This is a genomic window from Streptomyces sp. NPDC029122 (assembly GCF_055569445.1).
The window spans coordinates 57931-73049 of record NZ_JBVHWK010000036.1; the positions used below are offsets into that span (position 1 = coordinate 57931).

Annotated in this window: 16 protein-coding genes; 9 read left to right on the forward strand and 7 right to left on the reverse strand. The window is 73.8% G+C overall.

Annotated features, from left to right (window positions below; translation table 11 throughout):
- The first annotated feature begins 38 nt into the window (after nucleotides 1-38).
- Nucleotides 39-389 (forward strand): winged helix-turn-helix transcriptional regulator, encoded by a 351-nt coding sequence (locus ACZ4WZ_RS30435; RefSeq protein WP_467895627.1) that lies wholly within the window; start codon nucleotides 39-41, stop codon nucleotides 387-389.
- Between the two features lie 88 nt (nucleotides 390-477).
- Here ACZ4WZ_RS30435 and ACZ4WZ_RS30440 read toward each other — a convergent pair whose 3' ends face one another.
- The gene (locus ACZ4WZ_RS30440) at nucleotides 478-1131 is read right to left on the reverse strand and encodes a maleylpyruvate isomerase N-terminal domain-containing protein (protein ID WP_467895630.1); all 654 of its coding nucleotides are present in this window, start codon (nucleotides 1129-1131) and stop codon (nucleotides 478-480) included.
- Nucleotides 1132-1228: 97 nt separating this feature from the next.
- Between ACZ4WZ_RS30440 and ACZ4WZ_RS30445 the strand changes: the two genes are divergently transcribed.
- From ACZ4WZ_RS30445 to ACZ4WZ_RS30455, 3 genes are all read left to right on the forward strand, one after another.
- Nucleotides 1229-1636 carry a helix-turn-helix domain-containing protein gene (locus ACZ4WZ_RS30445; protein WP_467895633.1) on the forward strand — a complete coding sequence of 136 codons (408 nt, stop codon included), beginning with the start codon at nucleotides 1229-1231 and terminating at the stop codon, nucleotides 1634-1636.
- Nucleotides 1637-1659: 23 nt separating this feature from the next.
- Nucleotides 1660-2205, forward strand: coding sequence for a hypothetical protein (locus ACZ4WZ_RS30450; protein WP_467895636.1), 546 nt, complete (start codon nucleotides 1660-1662; stop codon nucleotides 2203-2205).
- Between the two features lie 115 nt (nucleotides 2206-2320).
- Entirely contained in the window at nucleotides 2321-2659 is a 339-nt protein-coding gene (locus ACZ4WZ_RS30455) for a DUF2516 family protein (protein WP_405979508.1), read from the forward strand.
- A 31-nt stretch (nucleotides 2660-2690) separates the two neighbouring features.
- Here the strand turns inward: ACZ4WZ_RS30455 and ACZ4WZ_RS30460 are convergent, their stop codons facing one another.
- The 3 genes from ACZ4WZ_RS30460 to ACZ4WZ_RS30470 form a co-directional block, all read right to left on the reverse strand.
- A complete protein-coding gene (locus ACZ4WZ_RS30460; RefSeq protein WP_467895640.1) occupies nucleotides 2691-3953 on the reverse strand; it encodes a PP2C family protein-serine/threonine phosphatase in 1263 nt (420 codons plus the stop codon).
- A gap of 1025 nt (nucleotides 3954-4978) precedes the next feature.
- Nucleotides 4979-6091, reverse strand: coding sequence for a C40 family peptidase (locus ACZ4WZ_RS30465; protein WP_467895643.1), 1113 nt, complete (start codon nucleotides 6089-6091; stop codon nucleotides 4979-4981).
- Between the two features lie 276 nt (nucleotides 6092-6367).
- Nucleotides 6368-7180, reverse strand: a complete 813-nt coding sequence (locus tag ACZ4WZ_RS30470) for a class I SAM-dependent methyltransferase (protein ID WP_467895645.1) — start codon at nucleotides 7178-7180, stop codon at nucleotides 6368-6370.
- A 222-nt stretch (nucleotides 7181-7402) separates the two neighbouring features.
- Here ACZ4WZ_RS30470 and mshA point away from each other — a divergent pair, with 222 nt between their 5' ends.
- On the forward strand, nucleotides 7403-8785 hold the full coding sequence (mshA, locus tag ACZ4WZ_RS30475) for a D-inositol-3-phosphate glycosyltransferase (protein ID WP_467895647.1): 1383 nt from the start codon (nucleotides 7403-7405) through the stop codon (nucleotides 8783-8785).
- The gene (locus ACZ4WZ_RS30480) at nucleotides 8778-9269 is read left to right on the forward strand and encodes a type III secretion system chaperone family protein (RefSeq protein ID WP_467895649.1); all 492 of its coding nucleotides are present in this window, start codon (nucleotides 8778-8780) and stop codon (nucleotides 9267-9269) included. Before mshA ends, ACZ4WZ_RS30480 begins: the two co-directional genes overlap by 8 nt.
- A gap of 297 nt (nucleotides 9270-9566) precedes the next feature.
- Here ACZ4WZ_RS30480 and ACZ4WZ_RS30485 read toward each other — a convergent pair whose 3' ends face one another.
- The gene (locus ACZ4WZ_RS30485; protein ID WP_467895652.1) at nucleotides 9567-10904 is read right to left on the reverse strand and encodes an MDR family MFS transporter; all 1338 of its coding nucleotides are present in this window, start codon (nucleotides 10902-10904) and stop codon (nucleotides 9567-9569) included.
- A gap of 162 nt (nucleotides 10905-11066) precedes the next feature.
- Between ACZ4WZ_RS30485 and ACZ4WZ_RS30490 the strand changes: the two genes are divergently transcribed.
- On the forward strand, nucleotides 11067-11825 hold the full coding sequence (locus ACZ4WZ_RS30490; RefSeq protein WP_388942461.1) for a phosphoglyceromutase: 759 nt from the start codon (nucleotides 11067-11069) through the stop codon (nucleotides 11823-11825).
- A 67-nt stretch (nucleotides 11826-11892) separates the two neighbouring features.
- Here ACZ4WZ_RS30490 and ACZ4WZ_RS30495 read toward each other — a convergent pair whose 3' ends face one another.
- Both ACZ4WZ_RS30495 and phoU read right to left on the reverse strand, forming a co-directional pair.
- Nucleotides 11893-12042, reverse strand: coding sequence for a hypothetical protein (locus ACZ4WZ_RS30495; protein WP_351889844.1), 150 nt, complete (start codon nucleotides 12040-12042; stop codon nucleotides 11893-11895).
- Nucleotides 12043-12150: 108 nt separating this feature from the next.
- Nucleotides 12151-12828 carry a phosphate signaling complex protein PhoU gene (phoU, locus tag ACZ4WZ_RS30500; RefSeq protein WP_467895657.1) on the reverse strand — a complete coding sequence of 226 codons (678 nt, stop codon included), beginning with the start codon at nucleotides 12826-12828 and terminating at the stop codon, nucleotides 12151-12153.
- Nucleotides 12829-13033: 205 nt separating this feature from the next.
- On the opposite strand from phoU, the gene phoR reads away from it, so the two are divergent.
- Both phoR and phoP read left to right on the forward strand, forming a co-directional pair.
- Complete coding sequence (gene phoR, locus ACZ4WZ_RS30505) at nucleotides 13034-14272, forward strand: two-component system sensor histidine kinase PhoR (RefSeq protein ID WP_467895660.1); 1239 nt, start codon at nucleotides 13034-13036, stop codon at nucleotides 14270-14272.
- 5 nt (nucleotides 14273-14277) lie between these two features.
- Entirely contained in the window at nucleotides 14278-14949 is a 672-nt protein-coding gene (gene phoP / locus ACZ4WZ_RS30510) for a two-component system response regulator PhoP (protein WP_466527820.1), read from the forward strand.
- Nucleotides 14950-15119 lie beyond the last annotated feature (170 nt).

Genomic DNA, 15119 nt, shown 5'->3' on the forward strand with positions numbered 1-15119 from the left:
TGCGGGACAGAGCACGCGGAGCAGGGGAGGGCAGGGGAATGACGCGCAGCCGCGCCCAGGATCCGGATGTCTGTGGAGTGACCGCCGCGATCGCCGTGATCGACGGCAAGTGGAAGACGGCCCTGCTCTGGTTGCTGGAGGACGGCCCCCAGCGTCCGGGTGAACTGCGGCGCCGGATGCCGGGGCTCAGCGAGAAGGTGCTGACCCAGGCGCTCCGCGAGATGGAGACCGACGGGATCGTGCACCGCGAGGTGCACGACGTACTGCCGCTGAAGACCGAGTACTCCCTGACCGGCTTCGGCCGGGAACTCGCCGAGGCGGTGGCGCCCCTGTCCGACTGGGGGCATCGGCGTCTGGAGAGGCTCGCCGCTGCCCGTGCGGCTTCCTGAACCCCTTCCTTCCCGGCCGCCCCACCAGCTTCGCGCGGCGGCCGCGGCTCGCCAAGTACCCACAAAAAGGTGGGTACCTGGCGGGTGCTCAGCCCAGGACGAGCGGGAGCCCCGCGCCCAGCTCCCCCAGGGCGGCCGTCTCGGCGGCGGTGGGGGAGCGCCGGCCGGTGCCGACGAGCAGGGCGTCCTCGTCGGAGAACGACGCGGGGAAGGGCGCGCCGGCGATCCGCTCCAGCAGCGCCCGCGACCGGGCGAGGCCCTCGGCGGGCGGGCGCGGCGCGTGCGGGAGGTGCGCGACCAGGTCGAGGTGGTGCAGCGTCCACTCCAGGACGTACGCGGCCAGGTAGTCCCCGGCGGTGAGCACCTGGTCGCGGGTGGAGACCCGGGCGGAGGGGTCGGCGAGGGCGGCGGCGCGGCCGGCGGCGGAACCGACGTCGTCCAGGTGGAACGTGAGCAGCCGCGGTTCCCCATACGCGGCGGCCAGCCGCACGGTCAGCGCGTCGAGCGGGTCGTCCCCGTCCGGGACCCCGCCGACCTCCCAGTAACTCGCCGCGTCCCGGGTGGGCTCCGCGTCGGCGGGGGTGGCGAGGGTGATCAGGACGTCCTGGGCGTCGATGACGAGGTGGCACACGAGATCCCGTACGAGCCACCCCCGGCAGCCGGAGGGCCGCGCGAAGTCCTCGTCGGAGAGCCCGGCGACCGCGGCGCGCAGCGCGGCCCACGACGGTGAGAAGAGGTCCACGCCCGCAAGCTAGCACCGGCGGGGCGCCCCGGGGCAGGGTGGGAGCTATTGCTAGCAAGCGCTTGCAATAGTTAGCAGAGTGCGGCAGGATCGGAGCATGGCATCGCTCAACGTCGGAAACCTCGGCGAATACCTCCGCGAGCAGCGGCGGCAGGCCCAGCTCTCGCTGCGGCAGCTCGCCGAGGCGGCGGGGGTGTCGAATCCGTACCTGAGCCAGATCGAGCGCGGGCTGCGCAAGCCGAGCGCGGACATCCTCCAGCAGCTGGCCAAGGCGCTGAGGATTTCCGCCGAGACGCTGTACGTGCAGGCCGGGATCCTCGACGAGCGGGACCGGGAAGAGGTGGAGACGCGGGCCGTCATCCTCTCCGACCCGTCGATCAGCGAGCGGCAGAAGCAGGTGCTGCTCCAGATCTACGACGCGTTCCGCAAGGAGAACGCGCTGGAGGCCGAAGAGTCTCCCCGCGCGAGCGCCGGCGACGACGCCGCGATGCCCCCTACGAATTGACTGTGATCCGGGAGGACCCGCACATGGCCATCGCCGATGACCTGAAGAAGACCCTCACCGACCCCACCCCCCTCTACTTCGCCGCCGGCACGGCCGACCTGGCCGTCCAGCAGGCCAAGAAGGTGCCCGCGCTCATCGAGCAGCTGCGCGCCGAGGCCCCCGCACGCATCGAGGCCGTGAAGAACACCGACCCGAAGGCCGTGCAGGAGGCCGTCACCGCCAAGGTCACCGAGGTGTTCGGCTCGATCGACCCGAAGAAGCTCGGCGAAACCGCCCAGGACCTCGCCCTGCGCGGCGTCGGCGTGGCCGCCGAGTACGCCGTCCGGGCGAAGGAGACCTACGACAAGGTCGCCGAGCACGGCGAGCAGACCGTACGGGCCTGGCGCGGCGAGGTCGCCGACGAGATCGTGGACATCGCCGAGGCCGTGGAGCCGGAGCCCGCGCGCGAACCCGCCCCGGCGGAGGCCCCGGCGGAGGCCGCCGCGGAGGAGAAGCCCGCGGCGAAGAAGCCCGCCGCGCGCCGCGGCACGGCCAAGAAGGCCGCCGCCGAGACCGGCGAAGAGGCCTGAACGAGCGGAACGCGGGCCGGGCACCCGGCGGGTGCCCGGTTCGTTGCCGTTCGGGAAGACGGCTCCGGCGGTAGCGTGGAGTCACTGGTGCCGGATGTGAGAAGGCGGTCGCGACATGCTGATGCAGGGGTTCGATAACGGGGTGCTCCCGTTGCTCGGCTACGCCATGCTGGCGCTGGCCGTCGTGGCCTTCGTGCTGGCGCTGCTGGCGCGCGAGGACGCGTACCGGGCCGCCGACAAGCAGACGAAGACCTTCTGGCTGGTCATCCTCGGGGTGACCGTCCTGGTGGACTTCTTCCTCGGGATGCTGTTCCTGCAGATCGCGGGCCTGGTGGCGAGCATCGTGTTCTTCGTCGACGTACGCCCCGCCCTCAAGCAGGTCTCGGGCGGCGGCCCGCGCCGCGGAGGCAGCAGCAGCGACGGCCCGTACGGGCCGTACAACGGCGGCCGCTGACCCCGTACCGGCGCGTCGCGCCGGACACTTCCTAGCCCGCCGCGCGGGAGAGCAGGACCAGGGCGACGTCATCGGTGAGCTCGCCGCCGTTGAGGCGGCGGGCCTCGGTGACGGAAGCCTCCAGCAGCGCCTCGCCGCTCAGCCCGCGCTCGATGTGCCGGTTGATCATGTCGACCATGCCGTCCTGCCCGAGGCGCTCGCGGCCGTCGCCGACGCGGCCCTCGATGAGGCCGTCGGTGTAGAGCATCAGGCTCCAGCTGCCGCCCAGGTCGACCTGGCGGCGCGGCCAGCGGGCCCGGGGGAGCAGACCGAGCGCCGGGCCGCTGTTCTCGTACGGGAGCAGCCGCGCGGGCGTGCCCGGCCTGGATATCAGCGGGGCCGGATGCCCGGCCAGGCACAGGCCCGCCCGGCGGCCGTCCGGGGAGATGTCCACCGTGCACAGCGTCGCGAAGATCTCCTCGCAGGGCCGCTCCACCTCCAGGACCTCCTGGAGCGTGGCGAGCAGGTCGTCCCCGCACAGCCCGGCCAGGGTCAGCGCGCGCCAGGCGATGCGCAGCTCGACGCCGAGGGCCGCCTCGTCGGGGCCGTGGCCGCAGACGTCGCCGATCATGGCGTGGACGGTGCCGTCGGGGGTGCGGACGGTGTCGTAGAAGTCGCCGCCCAGCAGGGCCCGGCTGCGGCCGGGGCGGTAGCGCGCGGCGAAGCGGAGGTCGGAGCCCTCCAGGAGGGGCGTGGGGAGCAGGCCGCGTTCGAGGCGGGCGTTCTCCTGGGCGCGCAGTTTCGATTCTGCGAGCTTGTACTGGGCGATGTCGGCCCGCTTTCTCTCCACGGCGTAGCGGATGGCGCGGCTCAGCAGCCGTCCGTCGAGCTCGTCGCGGTAGAGGAAGTCCTGCGCGCCGACGCGCACGGCCTCGGCGGCGCGGTCGGCGTCGGCCTCGCCGGTGAGGACGAGGACGGCGTGGCCGGGGGCGATGCGGAGCACCTCGCGCAGGGCGCCGAGGCCGTCCTCGCCGGGGCCGGGCAGGGCCAGGTCGAGCAGTACGCAGTGCACGTCGGGCGTGAGCAGCCGCGCGGCCTCGGTGAGGTTGCGGGCGCTGCGGATCCGGATCCGGTGGCCGTCGGCGTCGAGGATCTCGGGGACGGTGAGACCGCCCGCGGGGTCGTCCTCCACCACCAGCAGCGTCAGTGACGGCTGGGGGGCGGGGCCGCTGTCCGTGGCGGGGATGTCCCTCTGCCGCGGTACGGGTACGGGCATGGTCTCCGGTTCCTTGCCTCCCCCCGAGGGTGCGCTCATGCGGCTGACCCTAGCTGGCGGGTACGGGCGAGCGGAATGGGAGCGGGGGGAGGGCCGCCGTCATATGCCCCTATCGCGGGGGAAAACCGCGCGGCCGGGATGACCAACGTCACGAACCCGCCGCCCCCCGTCCCACCCCCGGAACCCCGCCCCTCACGTTCCGCATCCACCCCGGCACGGACGGCCCCGCCCGCCGCCCGGCCCACGCCGCCAGGCCGGCCGCCCGGCCCCGGCGCGGCGTTGGATGGCGCCCGCGCCTACGCGGGCCCTGGCCCGCCCCCTGGCCCTGGCCCCCGGCCTCGGCCCTGGCCCCTGGCCCAGGCCCCCGCCCCCTGGCCCCCGGCCTCGGCCCTGGCCCCTGGCCCCTGGCCCGGCCCTGGTCCTGGCCCTGGCCCCGGCCCTGGCCTCGGCCCTGGCCCCGGCCCTGGCCGGGCCCGCGTAGGCGTCGGCGTCGGCGTCGGACGGTTCCCGCGCATGGGAGGGGTCCGGCCGGGCCGAGCCCGGGGGAGGTTTCGCGCCGCGAGCCCCCGGCCGGGGCCTCAGCGGCGTGCGGGCGGGGCCCCGCCATCGGCCCGCGCCGGCGACTGCGCCCCGTCCCGCTGTCGGGGCCAGCGCCCGTCCCGCGCCGGCGCCCGCGTCCGCCCGCGCTCGGGAGGGAGACCGCCGGGGCCCGGGCGCGGAGGTTTCGTACTGCGTCGGCGCGCGTTCCCGCCCCGGGCTCGTGCCCGCGCCGGCACCCCGTCCCCGCCTCGGCGGTCACGCCGACGTCCAGGTGAGCCCGCGAGGGCGCCCGCCCCCGGCCCGAGCCCCGAACGGGACCGCCGAGGGCGCCCACGCCCCGGACGGCCGCGCGCCGGCGTCCACACCTGCGGCTCCGCACCTGCGCGCCATCCCGCCCGGCCCCGGCATCGCGCCCGGCTCCGGCCCCGACCGGCGTGCCCGGGCGCGCCCCCGGCGGGGTCGGGGCACGCCCCCGGGGTCCCGGGGCCCCAGGGCCCCGGGTACGTTCACCGCCCGGCCAGGGCCTACGCGTCGGGGCGGACCACCGCCTTGATCGGCATCGAGCCCGCGCCCGCCATCGTCACCGTGCGCCCCGGGCGCGGGGCGTGGACCATCGCGCCGTCACCGACGTACATGCCGACGTGGCTCGCGTCGTCGAAGTAGATGATCAGGTCCCCGGGGCGCATGTCCTTCAGCGCGACCTTCGGCAGCAGCCGCAGCTGCTCCTGCGAGGTGCGCGGGATCCCCCGCCCCGCCGCCAGCCAGGCCTGTGAGGTCAGGCCGGAGCAGTCGAAGGAGCTCGGGCCCGTCGCGCCCCAGACGTACGGCTTGCCGATCTGCGCGGTGGCCCACTGCACGGCCCGCTTGCCCGCGTCCGTGGCGGCGCCGTTGACGTCCTTCATCGCGCCCGAGGACAGCCACGCGGTCTGCGCCTTGTACTGCGCTTCCTGTTCCAGCTGGATCAGCCGGGCCTTCTCCTCGGCCTCCAGTCTGCTCTCCAGGGCCTCCGCCGCCTTGATCTTCTCCTCGATCTGCTTCTTGGCGGCTTCCTTCTTGGCCCTGTTGTCCTCCATCTTCTGCCAGAGCGCGCCCGCCTCCTTGGCGTAACGCTCCAAGTCGGTCTGTGTGCGGTTCAGTTCGGACAGCAGGTCCGTGGTGGCCTTCTCGCCCTGCCGCAACCGGCCCGTCCCGTCCAGGAACTCGGCAGGGCTGTCGCTCAACGCCAGCCGCGCGCCCGGCGGCAGCCCGCCCGAGCGGTACTGGGCGCGGGCGGCGGCGCCGGCGCGGTCCTTCAGGGAGGAGATCCGGTCCTGGCCCGCCACCACCAGGTTGGCGATCTGGACGATCCTCTCGGACTGCGCCTTGGTCTCGCTCTCTGCGAGGTTGTACGCGTCGGTCGCGCTGCCGGCCTGGCGGTACAGGTCCTCGATCTCCTTGCGGACCTGCTCCAGGGACTTGGCGCCCGGTTCGGGCGCGGGGGCCGCCGGCGCGGCGGGGGCCGACGGGGCCGAGGGCGCGCCCGGAGCCGCGTACGCGGTGGTGGCGAGGCCCGGGGCCGCCAGTATCGCCATGGCGCACAGCAGCGTGAGAGCGGACACTCCCTGCCGACGCGACGACGCTCGCTTCACGGTCCCCATGGCTCCCCCAGGCGCCCCGGGTCAGACCGATGTCACCGGACGGCGGACTGCCGACGGCCGAGGCCGACGGCCCGAGAACGGCACGAATCGGGCCGGACCGGACCGGACATCAGATCTGACTATTCATCAGTAACTTGGCACTGTCTCCGGGATGGTGCCACGACTCGGTGAATTCCAACACCCTCCGGATGCCGCTCCGATCATGACCGGCCACCCCCGACCGTCCCAGCCGACTCAACGGACCGCCTCCGACGCCGGTTCCCCACCGCGCCAGGTTCACCCCGCCGGGCGCAACGCCTCCCAGCGCACCGTCAGTTCCCCCTGCCGCCAGCGCCCCGGAGCGTCCGCCAGCGGCCAGTCGGCGGCCAGTGCCCGCGCCGTCCGGATCCACCGCTGCCGCGCCCCGTACGAGGCGTACGGCGCGGCCGCCGCCCAGGCCCGGTCGAAGTCGCGCAGGAACGCGTACACCGGCTCACCCGGCACGTTCCGGTGGATCAGCGCCTTCGGCAGCCGCTCCGCCAGGTCCGACGGCCGCTCCAGCGAGCCCAGCCGCGTCGCGAAGGTCACCGTGCGCGGCCCCTCCGGCCCCAGCGCCACCCACACGTGCCGCCGGCCGATCTCGTCACAGGTCCCCTCCACCAGCAGCCCGCCCGGGGCCAGCCGGCCGCAGAGCCGCTGCCACACCTCCGCGACCCGCTCCTCGTCGTACTGGCGCAGTACGTTCGCCGCGCGGATCAGCGCCGGACGCTCACCGCCCTCCAGCGGCACCTCGAAGCCCCCGTGCCGGAAGCTCAGCCCCTCCCGTTCGTACGGCTTCGCCCCCGCCACCCGCGCCGGTTCGATCTCGATGCCGACCACCCGCACCCCGGGAGCCGCCTCCCGCAGCCGCGCCAGCAGCTCCACCGCCGTCCACGGCGCGGCCCCGTACCCCAGGTCCACCGCCACCGGCGCGTCCGCCCGACGCAGCGCGGCCCCGTGCGCGGCGGCGATCCAGCGGTCCATGCGGCGCAGCCGGTTCGGGTTCGTCGTCCCGCGCGTCACGGTGCCCACGGGGCGCTTCGGGGACGGCGGAGTGCTGCGGGAGACCATGCGCCGAGCGTAAGCGGAGGGCGCGGCCAAGATAAAAATCCGGCAAACGGACAGGAACTTCCGGGCTCCCGGAATGCGGCGGACCGCCGTCCGGGTTGCACTCCTTGCAGGGCGCCGACCGCGCTCCCGCAGCCATGCCGCCCCACCGGCGCTGCCGACCCGCCCGCCAGAGCGGGTCGCAGAGGACCGTCCGCCGCCGTCCGAGCGAGAGGAACTGCTCCCTTGAGCCAGTACGTGTCCCGTCTCGGCGGCAGCATCAGCGGCCGCATCGCCGCCGCCCGCGGTGGCCGTCCCGACGCCCCGCGCCTGCGCCTGCCCGCCGTCGGCCACCACCGCAAGCCCCGCCGCGTGGCCATGCTCAGCGTGCACACCTCACCGCTGCACCAGCCCGGCACGGGCGACGCCGGCGGGATGAACGTCTACATCGTCGAGCTCGCCAAGCGCCTCGCCGCGATCAACATAGAGGTCGAGGTGTTCACCCGCGCCACCACCGGCGGCCTGCCCCCCGTGGTCGAGCTCGCGCCCGGGGTCCTCGTGCGGCACGTGGACGCGGGCCCCTACGAAGGCCTCGCCAAGGAGGAGCTGCCCGCGCAGCTGTGCGCCTTCACCCACGGCGTCATGCAGGCCTGGGCCGGCCACCGGCCCGGCTACTACGACCTGGTCCACTCCCACTACTGGCTGTCCGGCCACGTCGGCTGGCTCGCCGCCGAACGCTGGGGCGTGCCGCTGGTGCACGCCATGCACACCATGGCCAAGGTCAAGAACGCCGCCCTCGCCGAGGGCGACACCCCCGAGCCCGCGGCCCGCGTCATCGGCGAGACGCAGATCGTCGCCGCCGCCGACCGGCTCATCGCGAACACCGCCGAAGAGGCCGAGGAGCTCGTACGGCACTACGACGCCGACCCGGGCAAGGTCGCCGTCGTCCACCCCGGCGTCAACCTCGACCGTTTCACCCCCGGCGACGGCCGCGCCGCCGCCCGGGCCCGCCTCGGCCTGCCGCAGGACGCCGTCATCCCGCTGTTCGCGGGCCGCATCCAGCCCCTGAAGGCCCCCGACGTCCTGCTGCGGGCCGTCGCCGAGCTGGTCGACCGCGACCCCTCGCTGCGCCGGCGCCTCTTCGTCCCCGTCGTCGGCGGCCCGAGCGGCAGCGGCCTGGCCAAGCCCGAGGGGCTGCAGAAGCTCGCCGCCAGGCTCGGCATCGCCGACCTCGTCCACTTCCACCCGCCCGTGGCCCAGGACCGGCTCGCCGACTGGTTCCGCGCCGCGTCCGTGCTGGTCATGCCGTCCTACAACGAGTCCTTCGGCCTCGTCGCCATCGAAGCGCAGGCCACCGGTACGCCGGTCCTCGCCGCGGAGGTCGGCGGCCTGCCCGTCGCCGTCAACGACGGGGTGACGGGGATCCTCGTACCCGGACACGACCCGGTGGACTACGCCCGCGCGCTGCGGCGCTTCGTCGACGACCCCGGGCTCACCGACCGCATGGGCGCCGAGGCCGCGCGGCACGCGCAGTTCTTCGGCTGGGACACCGCCGCCAGCGGCACCGCCGACGTGTACACCGCGGCCATGCAGGAACACCGCCGTCGCGTACGCTCCCACCATGGCTGACACCGCCGCGATCATCGAGTCCACGCTGGCCGGCGCCGGGCTGAGCTGGGAGAGCCCCGAGCCGGGCTCGTACGTCGTCCAGCTGCCCGGCACCCGCAAGCTGAGCACCACCTGCTCCCTGCGGATCGGCCGGCACTCCCTGTCGGTCAACGCCTTCGTCATCCGCCACCCCGACGAGAACGAGGCCGGGGTCCACCGCTGGCTGCTGGAGCGCAACCTCAAGCTGTACGGGATGGCGTACGCGGTCGACCCGCTCGGCGACGTCTACCTCACGGCCCGGCTCCCGCTGTCGGTCATCACCCCGGACGACCTCGACCGCCTCCTGGGCACCGTCCTGGAGGCGGCGGACGGCGCCTTCAACACCCTGCTGGAGCTGGGCTTCGCGAGCGCGATCCGGCGCGAGTACGAATGGCGCGTCTCGCGCGGCGAGTCGACCCGCAACCTGGACGCCTTCAAGCACCTGACCCAGCCGTCCCCTTCCTGAGGCCTCCCCGCGCGCGGTGCGGGCGGGTGGGTCACGTGCCGCTGCGCGGGGCCGTCCCCTACCCGCCCTTCCACCGTTCCCGCCCCAGACGCCGACGCGGCTACGACACGGCCCTGCCGCCCCCGCCTGGACCGCTGCACGCACCTCAGCCGGGGCGGGCGCCTCCCTGCGGGTAGCCGGAGGGGCCCGGCCGCAGCCCGGGGTACGAGGCCTCGGGAGGCCCCCACCACCGGGCCGGCGGGCTCCGCCACCGCGGGTGCGGACGCCGCGCCCCGGCGGCGCCCCCGCTCCCGGCGGCTACGCCTCGGCGGCGGCCACCACCGGGCCGGCGGGCTTCGTCACCGCAGTTGCCGTCGGCGCGGCGGCGCCGGAGCCCGCCCCCGCAGCCGCGAACCCGCCCGCGGCCACGCCCGCCGCCCCGCCCCTCTGGGGAAGCCCCCGCATCAGCAGCCAGTACCCGGCCGCCGCCACCGTCCCCAGTACGCCCGTGGCCGCCCACAGCCACCCCGCCCCGTACCGGTCGATCACCAAACCGGCCATCAGCGGAGCCACCAGTGCCGCCACCGCCCACGACATCGTGTACATCCCCTGGTAGCGGCCCCGCCCGTGCACCGGCGACAGCCGCACCACCAGCTCCATCTGCGTCGGCGAGTTCACGATCTCCGCCAGCGTCCACACGCACACCGTCAGCGCGTACGCCCACAGCGGGCCCGCGAAGGCCGTCATCGCGAACCCGTACCCCGCCAGCAGCGCCGAGACCACCAGCAGCCGGCGCGGGTCGCGGTGCTCGATCCACCGCGTCACCGGGATCTGGAGGATCACGATCAGCAGCCCGTTCGCCGCGATGACCAGCCCGTAGTCCCCGGGCGAGAAGCCCGCCCGGCCCATCGCCACCGGCAGCCCCACCGAACCCTGGGTGAAGATCAGCGAGATCACGAACGACAGCCCGACCACCGCCATGAACCGGCCGTCCCGCAGCACCGTCCCCAGCCCGATCTCCGGCCCCGCGTCCGCCGCCGCGCCGACGCCCGCGTCCTTCACCGGGCGCGACTCCGGCAGCTTCACGAACACCAGCACCGCGCACAGCAGCGTCAGCGCCGCCTCGCCCAGGAAGCCGGCCAGGTAGCTGTACTCCGCCACCACGCCCGCCACCACCGAGCTGATCCCGAAGCCCAGGTTGATCGCCCAGTAGTTCAGCGCGAAGGCGCGTACGCGGTCCCGCTCCGGGACGATGTCCGCCATCATCGCGGAGACCGCCGGCCGCGAGGCGTTCGAGGCCATCCCGACCAGCCCCGCCACCGCCGCGATCGCCGCCGGGTGCTCCATGAAGCCGAGCAGCGCCACCGACAGGCCCGTCGACACGTTCGCCACCAGCATCGTCGGCCGCCGTCCCAGCCGGTCGGTCATGACGCCCGCCACCAGCGAGGACACCACCCCGCCCAGCCCGTGCAGGGCGACCACGAGCCCAGCGAAGGAGGCCGAGTAGCCGCGGTCCAGGGTCAGGTACAAGGTCATGAACGTCGCGACGAAGGCCCCGAGCCGGTTCACCAGCGTGCTGGCCCACAGCCACCAGAACGCGGGCGGCAGACCCGAGACGCTCTCCCTGGCGGCCCGTCCCCAACGGGCAGCTGACATATGGATTCCCCCGATGATGTAAGTACCACTTGGACCTCTGGCACATTACGAACGGGGCCCGTCGGCGTCCACTGAATTGACGCCGCCAGTCAATCGGAGGCCGCCTCCGGGGCCCCCGGGACCGCGCGCGGGCGCCCGGCGGCGTCCACTAGGCTCGTACGCATGGCCGACGCACCGTACAAGCTGATCCTCCTCCGCCACGGCGAGAGCGAATGGAACGCGAAGAACCTGTTCACCGGCTGGGTGGACGTCAACCTCAACGAAAAGGGCGAGAAGGAGGCGGTCCGCGGCGGTGAGCTGCTCAAGGACGCCGGCCTGCTCCCCGATGTCGTGCACACCTCCCTCCAGAAGCGCGCGATCCGCACCGCGCAGCTGGCCCTGGAGGCCGCCGACCGCCACTGGATCCCCGTCCACCGCTCCTGGCGCCTGAACGAGCGCCACTACGGCGCCCTCCAGGGCAAGGACAAGGCCCAGACGCTCGCCGAGTTCGGCGAGGAGCAGTTCATGCTGTGGCGCCGCTCCTACGACACCCCGCCGCCGGCCCTCGAGGACGGCACGGAGTTCTCCCAGTCCGACGACCCGCGCTACGCCTCGATCCCGCCGGAGCTCCGCCCGCGCACCGAGTGCCTCAAGGACGTCGTCGTCCGCATGCTGCCGTACTGGTACGACTCGATCGTCCCGGACCTCCTCGACGGCCACACCGTCCTGGTCGCCGCCCACGGCAACAGCCTCCGCGCCCTGGTCAAGCACCTGGACGGCATCTCCGACGCCGACATCGCGGGCCTGAACATCCCCACCGGCATCCCCCTCTCCTACGAGCTCGACGCCGACTTCAAGCCCCTCAACCCGGGCGGCACCTACCTCGACCCGGCCGCCGCCGCGGCCGCCATCGAAGCCGTCAAGAACCAGGGCAAGAAGTAGTACCGAAGCGCGGAACGGTGAGGGCCCCGTCCGGGTCGGACGGGGCCCTCACGGCTGGGCGGCCGGGTCAGCCGCCGCACTGGCACGGGGCGCCGGACTGGCAGCCGCAGCCGCAGCCCGAGCCGCAGCCGCAGGCCGCGAGCAGCGGGAGGCGCAACGGCTCCGGACGGGGCGGCTGCTCCTGTTCCGGGGTGATGGGGACAGGGCTTTCGGGCATGGTGCCTCCTCGCAGGCGGCGTACGGGAAGTCGTGGTGCCTTCGCCTCATTCATGCCCAGCCGTACGGGCGCGTCAACGGCGCATTGGGGCGTGCCGCGCGAAGGGGCTCAGGCGCCCTCGGCCGGAGTCGGATGCTGGAGCTCGTCCGCGTGCTCGCCCGTCACCAGGTACACCACGCGCTTCGCCACCGACACGGCGTGGTCCGCGAACCGCTCGTAGTAGCGGCCCAGCAGGGTCACGTCGACGGCCGTCTCGATGCCGTGCTTCCAGCGGTCGTCCATCAGGTGCTGGAAGAGCGTGCGGTGGAGCTGGTCCATCTCGTCGTCGTCCTGCTCCAGCTGGAGGGCGAGGTCCACGTCCTTCGTGATGATGACCTCGGCCGCCTTCGCCATCAGGCGCTGCGCCAGCTGACCCATCTCCAGGATCGTCGCGTGCAGGTCGCGGGGGACCGCCGTCGCCGGGAACCGCAGCCGCGCCAGCTTCGCCACGTGCTGCGCCAGGTCGCCGGAGCGCTCCAGGTCGGCGCTCATCCGCAGCGAGGTCACGACGATCCGCAGGTCGGTGGCGACCGGCTGCTGCCGGGCCAGCAGCGCGATGGCGCGCGCCTCCAGGTCGTGCTGGAGGTCGTCCACCTTCTGGTCGGCGGCGATGACGCTCTCCGCGAGCTTCAGGTCGGCGTCCAGCATGGAGGTCGTGGCCCGCCCGATCGCGGAACCGACGAGCCGGGCCATCTCGACCAGGCTTTCTCCGATCGAGTCCAGTTCCTCGTGGTACGCGTCGCGCATGGTGTCCCTCTCTTGCCTGCTTGCTGCTCGCCACTGCTCGTGCGGACCGTTCGGCCCCACGTTGACACGTTCGGACGCGAACGCGTCCGACTCCGGCACCGCAAGTGAATCAGCCCCGTCGTCAGGGTGAACTCTGGGCGACGACTGTTCGAGGTGCCACCCGGACGGCTGTGGAAGTGTCCCCGGGCCTGCTTAACCTGGATCCATGGACGTGAACGCGGCGGTCGCCGCAGCTGCGGCGATCGCCGGTCTCTGTACCGGTGTCATCGCCATGCTGGCGTTCCGCTGGAGCGAGCGCGACCAGGCCCGCCCCACCCGGAGCTCCATGCGCCCCGACATCAACGCGGTGCTCCCGCCCGGAGTGGACACGGTCCTCTCCGTGCTCCGCTCCTCCGCCGTCGTCCTCGACGAGGGCGACGCGGTGGTCAAGGCCAGCTCGGCCGCGTACGCGCTCGGGCTGGTCCGCGGCGGCAAGCTGGCCGTGGAGCCCATGCTCCACATGGCCCGCGACACCCGCCGGGACGGCGAGATACGCCAGATCGAGCTCGACCTGCCCCGGCGCGGCACCGGCCGCGGCGAGGCGCTCGCGGTCTCGGCCCGGGTCGCCCCGCTGGGCTCCCGGCTGGTGCTGCTGCTGGTCGAGGACCTCACCGAGGCGCGCCGCATCGAAGCGGTGCGCCGCGACTTCGTCGCGAACGTCTCGCACGAGCTGAAGACCCCGGTCGGCGCGATCTCCCTGCTCTCCGAGGCGGTCATGGACGCCGCCGACGACCCCGAGGCGGTCAGCCGCTTCGCGGGCCGCATGCAGATCGAGGCCACCCGCCTGATCAACCTCGTCCAGGAGCTCATCGACCTCTCCCGGGTGCAGAACGACGACCCGCTGGAGGACGCCGAGCCCGTGCGGGTGGACACGCTGGTGGCGGAGGCCATCGACCGCTGCCGCCACACGGCCACCTCCAAGCAGATCACCATGGCCGCCGGAGGCACCGCCGACCTGCGCGTCTGGGGCAACCGCGGCCAGCTGGCCGCCGCCCTCGGGAACCTGGTGGAGAACGCCGTCAACTACAGCCCCGCCCGCACCCGCGTCGGCATCGCGGCGCGCCGGGTGACCGCGCCGGGCGGAGACTTGATCGAGATAGCCGTGACCGACCAGGGCATAGGCATCCCGGAGAAGGACCGCGAGCGCATCTTCGAGCGCTTCTACCGCGTCGACCCGGCCCGCTCCCGCGCCACGGGAGGAACCGGGCTGGGTCTCGCGATCGTGAAGCACGTGGCGGCCTCGCACGGCGGGGAGGTGTCGGTATGGAGCTCCGAGGGCCAGGGCTCCACGTTCACCCTGCGGCTCCCCGAGGCGGCCGCGCCGGTCCCGGCGACCGCCGCCGAGCCCGCCAGACCCCTGCTTGACCCAGAACCAGTCACCCCTGCCCCGGAGGTCCTTCCGTGACCCGAGTGCTCGTCGTCGAGGATGAGGAATCCTTCAGCGACGCCCTGTCCTACATGCTGCGCAAGGAGGGTTTCGAGGTCGCCATCGCCGCGACGGGGCCCGACGGGCTCGACGAGTTCGAGCGCAACGGCGCCGACCTCGTCCTCCTCGACCTGATGCTGCCCGGCCTGCCGGGCACCGAGGTCTGCCGGCAGCTGCGCGGTCGCTCCAACGTCCCCGTGATCATGGTGACCGCCAAGGACAGCGAGATCGACAAGGTCGTGGGTCTGGAGATAGGAGCCGACGACTACGTCACCAAGCCGTTCTCCTCCCGGGAGCTGGTCGCCCGCATCCGCGCGGTCCTGCGCCGCCGGGGCGAGCCGGAGGAGGTGACGCCGGCGGCCCTGGAGGCGGGGCCCGTACGGATGGACGTGGACCGGCACGTGGTCACCGTCGCCGGGGCCAAGGTCGACCTCCCGCTGAAGGAGTTCGACCTGCTGGAGATGCTCCTGCGCAACGCGGGACGCGTCCTGACGCGCATGCAGCTGATCGACCGGGTCTGGGGCGCGGACTACGTCGGCGACACCAAGACCCTGGACGTCCACGTCAAGCGGCTCCGCGCCAAGATCGAGCCGGACCCGGGGGCGCCGCGCTACCTGGTCACGGTCCGCGGCCTGGGCTACAAGTTCGAGCCGTAGGCCCGACGGGCCCGCAGGTCCGTGACACGGGGGAGCACACGGGGAAGGGGCCCGGGGGGGGGGGGGGGGGGGGCCCTCCCCCCTTCCGGTGGGCCGCCTGGTGCGTCGCAGACGGAGGCGTGCGGAGGGAGAGGGGGGGCGGAGAGCACTGGAACCCACAGGACTGTGGT

Excerpts from the sequence above, each read along its gene's own strand:
- ACZ4WZ_RS30435 (WP_467895627.1), top strand. The coding sequence starts at position 39 with ATGACGCGCAGCCGCGCCCAGGATCCGGATGTCTGTGGAGTGACCGCC.
- ACZ4WZ_RS30445 (WP_467895633.1), top strand. The coding sequence starts at position 1,229 with ATGGCATCGCTCAACGTCGGAAACCTCGGCGAATACCTCCGCGAGCAG.
- ACZ4WZ_RS30450 (WP_467895636.1), top strand. The coding sequence starts at position 1,660 with ATGGCCATCGCCGATGACCTGAAGAAGACCCTCACCGACCCCACCCCC.
- ACZ4WZ_RS30455 (WP_405979508.1), top strand. The coding sequence starts at position 2,321 with ATGCTGATGCAGGGGTTCGATAACGGGGTGCTCCCGTTGCTCGGCTAC.
- ACZ4WZ_RS30460 (WP_467895640.1), bottom strand. The coding sequence starts at position 3,953 with ATGAGCGCACCCTCGGGGGGAGGCAAGGAACCGGAGACCATGCCCGTA.
- ACZ4WZ_RS30465 (WP_467895643.1), bottom strand. The coding sequence starts at position 6,091 with ATGGGGACCGTGAAGCGAGCGTCGTCGCGTCGGCAGGGAGTGTCCGCT.
- ACZ4WZ_RS30470 (WP_467895645.1), bottom strand. The coding sequence starts at position 7,180 with ATGGTCTCCCGCAGCACTCCGCCGTCCCCGAAGCGCCCCGTGGGCACC.
- ACZ4WZ_RS30480 (WP_467895649.1), top strand. The coding sequence starts at position 8,778 with ATGGCTGACACCGCCGCGATCATCGAGTCCACGCTGGCCGGCGCCGGG.
- ACZ4WZ_RS30485 (WP_467895652.1), bottom strand. The coding sequence starts at position 10,904 with ATGTCAGCTGCCCGTTGGGGACGGGCCGCCAGGGAGAGCGTCTCGGGT.
- ACZ4WZ_RS30490 (WP_388942461.1), top strand. The coding sequence starts at position 11,067 with ATGGCCGACGCACCGTACAAGCTGATCCTCCTCCGCCACGGCGAGAGC.
- ACZ4WZ_RS30495 (WP_351889844.1), bottom strand. The coding sequence starts at position 12,042 with ATGCCCGAAAGCCCTGTCCCCATCACCCCGGAACAGGAGCAGCCGCCC.
- phoU (WP_467895657.1), bottom strand. The coding sequence starts at position 12,828 with ATGCGCGACGCGTACCACGAGGAACTGGACTCGATCGGAGAAAGCCTG.
- phoR (WP_467895660.1), top strand. The coding sequence starts at position 13,034 with ATGGACGTGAACGCGGCGGTCGCCGCAGCTGCGGCGATCGCCGGTCTC.